Genomic DNA, 6,000 nt, shown 5'->3' with positions numbered 1-6,000 from the left:
TGTACATGGCCGGGGGCGGGCGGATCACGCGCGTGCACGGGCCGTTCTGCTCGGATATTGAGGTGGAGAAAGTCGTCACACACCTCAAGGGCCAGGGTGAACCGGTCTATCTCGATGCCGTCACGGCGGATGATGAGACACCGGATGAACTTGAGGTTCCGGAGTTGCCTGTTGATGACGACGATGCAGGTTTGGGATCGGGAGATGCCTACGAGCAGGCGGTCGGTATCGTCCTGCGGCACAGAAAGGCGTCGACATCCTACATCCAGCGCCGGCTGCAGATTGGCTACAACCGGGCGGCTTCCATCATGGAGCGGATGGAGAAGGAAGGAATTGTGGGTCCAGCTAACCATGCTGGCAAGCGGGAGATTCTGCGTGGGGAATTAGAAGATTAAGGCAACGACACCTTGAGCAGAGATCCCGTGGATGTACGGGACCTCTGCCTTTCGGAAGATGACCCAGGGCGCACTTGTCCTTCAGACATAAGCTCGGGACCCGGGTTAGATTTTTGATCAGTGGAAATTTCTGCTTCCAACCTTGATGGTGTTCTCGTCACGTTCTGACATTGTATACGGTGGTTGATTGGCTTCTTGTGAACCGCCGCGAACCCTGTCACGTGTGCCGATCCTTGCCTCGTTCCCGCGTCCGCTGCGTCCACGAAGGGCGCCATCACGAATCACGACCGAGCGCAGGAGCTCGGACAGGTTGATGAAGTGCTCGGCGATCAGATGAAGGAATTCGCCTTCGCTCTGAAGCCTTCCCCGGCAGGCGATCATGCTCGTCGACAAGATCAGCCGCCGCTGCTTCTCGAACACCTTGGACCAGATCACGAGGTTGGCGACGTCGGTCTCGTCCTCGATGGTCATGAAGGTCACGCCCATGGCGGAGCCCAGCTTCTGCCGCACGATCTCGCTGACGTCGCCAAAACCTGAGCGTGTTCGTCCGATGCGAGTGACAGGCCTCTGGTGCCTTCTCCATCGACGCTCCCGACGTCCAGCGCTGTGCTTCGAAGAGAAACGAGCGGCATGCGGAGTCATGGGACAGCGCGAAACCGCTCGAGCGCCGTAATGCGTTGCGTGAACGGCTCTACGCCCCTGCGGTAGATCTCCTGCCGCAGGAACTTCATTTCCGCCTCATAGGCATCCTCGTCGATCTCGATGAACCAGGACTTCGGGCGACCGTTCGTGCCGTCGTTCCATCGGTAGCCCCGCTTCTTGAGGTTATCCTTCAAGTCGAAGGGGGCACCTTCCGCCCAGATTCGCACGAAGGCCTTCCGGGCCGAAGCCAGCAGGTGGGACATGGCACAACCTGTACCCCCGCGGAGCGGCGCCGCCAGAACTTCCAAAAGGGCATGGCAGTCCTCGACCGCACGATGGCCCTGATGGAACCACCCACACTGAGACAGCAGGTAGCCGAGCTTCGAGCCTTCGAAGCCAAAATCCGACCAGGACACCTCCGCATGGGAGCAGGCCCAGGCCTTTAGCGAAAATCCATGGGCTACGCGCTCACAGAAGGGCCGGTCGAAGCGGGCGTTGTGAGCGATCACCAGGTGAGCGGGCTGGATGAACGCCTCGACGTCATCCAAGTCGATCGCTTGCCCCTTCACCATCTCGGGCGTGATCCCGGTTAGACGCGTGATTTCAGGCGTGATCGGGATCGTCGGCTCCCGCAAGGCATTGTAGGTCCCGACAACATCGCCGATGCGACCATTCTCGTAGTACGAGAATGCCACCATGCCGATCTCGATGACTTCGTCCCGCGTGTGATCCAGCCCGGTCGTCTCGGTGTCGACGATGACGGCGATTCTTTCTCCAGGGACAGCGACTCGCGCTCCAACTATGGGACGAGGTTGGAGGCGGCGCAGAACGCGGTACTGCCCACTGCCTTCCAAGGCATCGATCGCAGTCTCGAAGTCGGTAGCATGCAGGCGAAAGGACCGTTTCTGCCCCGGCTGCTTGACCGGGATGCGAGGGGTAGCGGACTTCTGGGTGGGCGAGGCAGTCTCGACCACTCCGAGAAACAGATCGGCCTGTCCCTGCATTTGGCGCTACTCCTGTGGCGGTCGATAGAGGTTTTTGCTGAAGCCGTACACAATGGTTCAGGACCTGTCGCCGTTGGGTTAATGAGCGGAGTGAAAGTGCCGGCTCCATCTTCAGCCCAACATCCTTGAAAACATCGAAACTCGACGTTCCGAACGCGGATATTCCGAAACGTCGACTGATCCAGGCGAGCAGACTGGCGGTGGCGAATCCAAGTCTGCGATGTTAAGCTGCTGATGCGGAAAGCTTTTCCACTTTCTGGCGTTTAGGCTGGACGAGAAGTTCTCCGGGATCCGTTGGAAGCAGGAGCATGCCTGCATCGTCGAGTGAAACGCGCAATCGCGGAAAAACCTCCTTGATGTGAGCCAGGTCGCCCTTGAAGGCCTGCTTGAAACTCCTGATGCTCGCGTTGTCGGAACCGAATTGTTGGTGAAGGTTGTCCCAAGTCAGCTTCAGCGGCCGGTGCACAGTACGCAACCGGTACCCGAGCCAGAACAGCATATCGAGCTTCCGTGCCGAGCCGGAGAAGGCGCGTGCAGCCCGAATGTCCACCGGCAATGCATGCTGAATGAGGTTGTCGTAGAAGTCTGCGTGGAATTGAACGGTGTTCGACCATAGCAGGCCCTGATCGGAGTTGCCGGTCAACCAGATATCAAGCTGCCGGAACGGAGGAACGTTCAGCGTGCTCGATCGTGAAGCGCCATCCCAGAGACCGATCTGCATCGTACAGGCTGCAAGCCGGTTCAGCTGTTCCTTGAATTGCCTCAGGGTTCCGCGCTCGCCCCCCGTCACCGGGAAGCCCATCTGCTTTATAAAACCGGAGAGACTGTCCGCAACCTCGATCCGGGCACTGCGCTGGCGGACTGCTTCCGTACAAAGGTGAAGCAGGACCAGACGAGCCTTGGGGCCATAGGGGAGCCCCTGAACCTCCATCTGTCCGGTCTTAGGGTTCTTCAAACGTCCGGCCATGATGCTGAGCGTGTTCCGTCCATACTCGCGGAAGAACTCGCGCTCACCCTTGGGCTCCCGATAGGGGAGACCGCACAATGCCAGAACGCTGTGGATGTGCTGGATATTCTCAGGGGTGCTCGGCGTTGTTTCGATCACCTCGCGCACGGCGTCGCGCCGTCTTTGGTCTCGGCTCATCGCTGCCCGCCGGGCTTCGACCGCCGATTGCTGTGCCTGTTGCGCGTCTCGCTGTTCCTGTTTGTGGGCGATATGTTCGACGATGGTCTTGAACATGAAGTGGCCACGCGCGCGCTCGACCTCCAACAGAAGATCGGCATCTCGGATCATGGCAAGATGTTCGTCAGCGCTCATACTGCCTCTTACTCGATGGGCATGGAGGTGGCTCGCGGACTCGCAACGCACCTGAACCGGCGAAGGGTCCCGACCGACCGGAAGTTATCCAGAGCTTTCGTCGACCCATGAGCAGGCGCGTTTAAACTGGGGCATGCCAAAGGGAGCTTCTCAATCCTTGACTAGGAAGAGGAGCCGAGCGGACGACACGCAGAGTTCAATACGCACAGCCCGCTGGATGCGATCAATTGGACCTCGATCTCTCGATCGAGTACGCGCAGAGTTCAATACGCTTCGATCCCGATGGCAGCACAGTCGTGTTTCGGGCTCCATTGGAAGGAGGGTCTCTGACGCAACGCAGAGTCCAATGCCAGCTTCCTTGCAAGTTTGGACCGTCTTTTAAGCATTTAGCTCGATCGCCGCGCTGAATCGGATACGTGTCCACGCAGAATTCTATATTGGAAGCTGTTTTTGATACGCTGAATCGAATGCACGGCTACGCAGAATTCGATACGCGCGCACGCAGACTTCTATGCAAATAAATAGGCTAAGATATTGAAGTGTGACAGTTTCTCTGCCCTGCATATACACGACTCATACTCTTCCTGAATCTGAATCGATTCAAATACTTACTTATGGGCTGATTTCCTTGATTTTTTGGAGGAAAATTTCAGCTGTTCATCGATATCGTGCAGCCTACTGGTAGCCCGTGCAACGTCCTCCGGAATGGAGAAGCGAATCGAACTCTTCGTAGAACCCAAGCGCCGGGCATCCTAAAGGTGACTGTCTTCGTTCGCACCTAAAGTGACAGCTGGCGGATACACCTCCATCTCGGCGAAGAAACGGACCGTCATTCAATCCAAGTGCTCTCTCATCGCACTCGCTATTCTGTCGCGATGCTGCTCACCGATCTGGACTCATACCGCTGTTCTAACAACGGCGTTTGCGATCTGTTAACCATAGTTGCGGATCATTCCCAAACGACAAGGCTGGTTCACGGCAGAATTTTGGGGGCGGAGTAGTAATAGGGAGCCCAATGAGTATCGAGGGAAATCTGGATCAAAAGGAGCCGCGCCCGCGGCTTGGCTCTGATGCGCGGGATCAGATCGGCGCCCATCTCCAAGCTGTCTTCGCAGAGATCGAAGGGGAGCCAATCCCCAATGAGCAGATCGACCTGCTGCTTGCGTTGCGGCGTGTCGAACGTGAACGTGAACGCGGGCGTGAGGCCTGAGCGGAACGGTGCTGCCGGTTCGTCGTTGTCGAGACGTAGCAGTCATCAGAAGCGATCAGCCCCATGCCTCGCGAAGTCACGGGCCCGGACGGAATCACATGGGCCTGTATCCAGGCCTTCTCAGGCCTGGGGAAGGCCCCTGAGAAGACAGAGGCAGCTCGAGTTGATGGGAAGGCTGACGTCTATCAGGTGGTTTGTACGCCTTCTGGCGGTGCACAATCCGTGCGGGTCGAACTCCCCGGCGATTGGGAGCGGAGCATGTCCGAGGAGAAGTTGCTCGATATGATACGGGCTCAGTTGAAACAGGATTCCTGACCGACTGGCAAAGCTGAAAGGGCACCGCAGTCGAAGTGATGGGGCGGCACAAGGCCGTTAAGACCGTCATGGACAAGCTCGCCGTCCATAACGACTCGAAGGCCATGAAGAAGGCCTTCGGCCATTGAGATACCGATGCGCGAGGATGTTCCCGCGAGGGTGCGGAGCTTTGGTCTATGCCGGCAGGACGACGACCTTCGTCTTGACAGGGGTTCGTGAGTAGAGGTGGATCATGTCCTGGCTGAGGAGGCCGACGCAGCCGCTCGTGATGCCTGAGCCGATGGATTCCGCGTCGCTGCTGGCATAGATCGTGTAGAGCGTGTAGGCGCCGTTCTGATAGAGATAGAGCGTGCGGGCTCCGAGCGGATTGTCGAGGCCTCCCGGCATGCCGCCGGCGTATTTGGCTGCCTCTGGCTGGCGCTTGATCATCTCCTTGGGGGGCGTCCAGGTCGCCCATTCGGCTTTGCGTCCGACATAGGCGTCACCGCTCCACCGGAACCCGTCGCGACCGACATTGGCGCCATAGCGGGTAGCGTTTCCGTCGTCCTCAATGCGGTAGACATAGTAATTGGCAGGGTCGACGATGATCGTGCCGGGTGCCTCTTTGGTGTCGTAGCGAACCGTCCGGCGATAATATTTCGGGTCGACCTTGCTGACATCGACGGCCGGGATCGGGAATTTCTCGTCGGGCACTGGCCCGTAGACCCTCGAAGCCTCGGCGAAGCTCATGCCGTCGGTTGTCACGCAACCGGCCAGCCCCAGCGCGCTGGCGCCGACGGCCGAGCCGACCAGAAACGAACGGCGGGTGAGAAGCCCCGCGCGACGCCCAGGTAAAGCGACCCCTTCGGTCGCGCCAGCACCGGTATTCTCACCGTCCATAATCATGATTGGTCCGATTCCCATGTCCTGCTGCCCGACGAGACGATGCTCCGGCATGCACCCGCTGAACGTCTTGTTGAGCCGAGATTGCCGTCACAAGGCTCGCTTGGCAAGTGCGGGCCTTCGGGGCGGAGCTTCCAATGGACCGAACCGGTCAGGCCCATACCGTCCGAGGCATGTCGAGTCAGACGCGTCCCATATCTGATCCAAGACGGTCCTCGACCCGATTTCTCGATT

General features: G+C 58.7%; 6 protein-coding genes. 2 read left to right on the top strand and 4 right to left on the bottom strand.

Translation table 11 applies throughout. The features are described 5' to 3' along the window. Positions 1 to 395 (top strand): DNA translocase FtsK (locus OC446_RS22915; protein WP_315986532.1); only part of this gene is annotated, 395 nt, incomplete at its 5' end. A gap of 117 nt (positions 396 to 512) precedes the next feature. Here OC446_RS22915 and OC446_RS22910 read toward each other — a convergent pair. The 3 genes from OC446_RS22910 to OC446_RS22900 all read right to left on the bottom strand — a co-directional run bounded on the left by OC446_RS22910 (position 513) and on the right by OC446_RS22900 (position 3,359). Continuing rightward, positions 513 to 881: a hypothetical protein gene (locus OC446_RS22910; RefSeq protein WP_262031327.1), complete on the bottom strand. Its 369-nt coding sequence runs from the start codon at positions 879 to 881 to the stop codon at positions 513 to 515. 152 nt (positions 882 to 1,033) lie between these two features. Beyond that, positions 1,034 to 2,041 carry a 3'-5' exonuclease gene (locus tag OC446_RS22905; RefSeq protein WP_262031326.1) on the bottom strand — a complete coding sequence of 336 codons (1,008 nt, stop codon included), beginning with the start codon at positions 2,039 to 2,041 and terminating at the stop codon, positions 1,034 to 1,036. A 223-nt stretch (positions 2,042 to 2,264) separates the two neighbouring features. Further along, entirely contained in the window at positions 2,265 to 3,359 is a 1,095-nt protein-coding gene (locus OC446_RS22900; protein ID WP_262031325.1) for a replication protein RepA, read from the bottom strand. Positions 3,360 to 4,374: 1,015 nt separating this feature from the next. On the opposite strand from OC446_RS22900, the gene OC446_RS22895 reads away from it, so the two are divergent. After that, positions 4,375 to 4,569, top strand: coding sequence for a hypothetical protein (locus OC446_RS22895; RefSeq protein WP_262031324.1), 195 nt, complete (start codon positions 4,375 to 4,377; stop codon positions 4,567 to 4,569). A gap of 489 nt (positions 4,570 to 5,058) precedes the next feature. Here the strand turns inward: OC446_RS22895 and OC446_RS22890 are convergent, their stop codons facing one another. Next, a complete protein-coding gene (locus OC446_RS22890) occupies positions 5,059 to 5,769 on the bottom strand; it encodes a L,D-transpeptidase (RefSeq protein WP_262031328.1) in 711 nt (236 codons plus the stop codon). Positions 5,770 to 6,000: the final 231 nt, after the last annotated feature.

The sequence above is a fragment of the Microvirga sp. Mcv34 genome (assembly GCF_024519725.1).
Lineage (GTDB): Bacteria > Pseudomonadota > Alphaproteobacteria > Rhizobiales > Beijerinckiaceae > Microvirga.
Note: the sequence above shows the minus strand (reverse complement) of the source record. Positions and strands in the feature narration are given on the sequence as shown.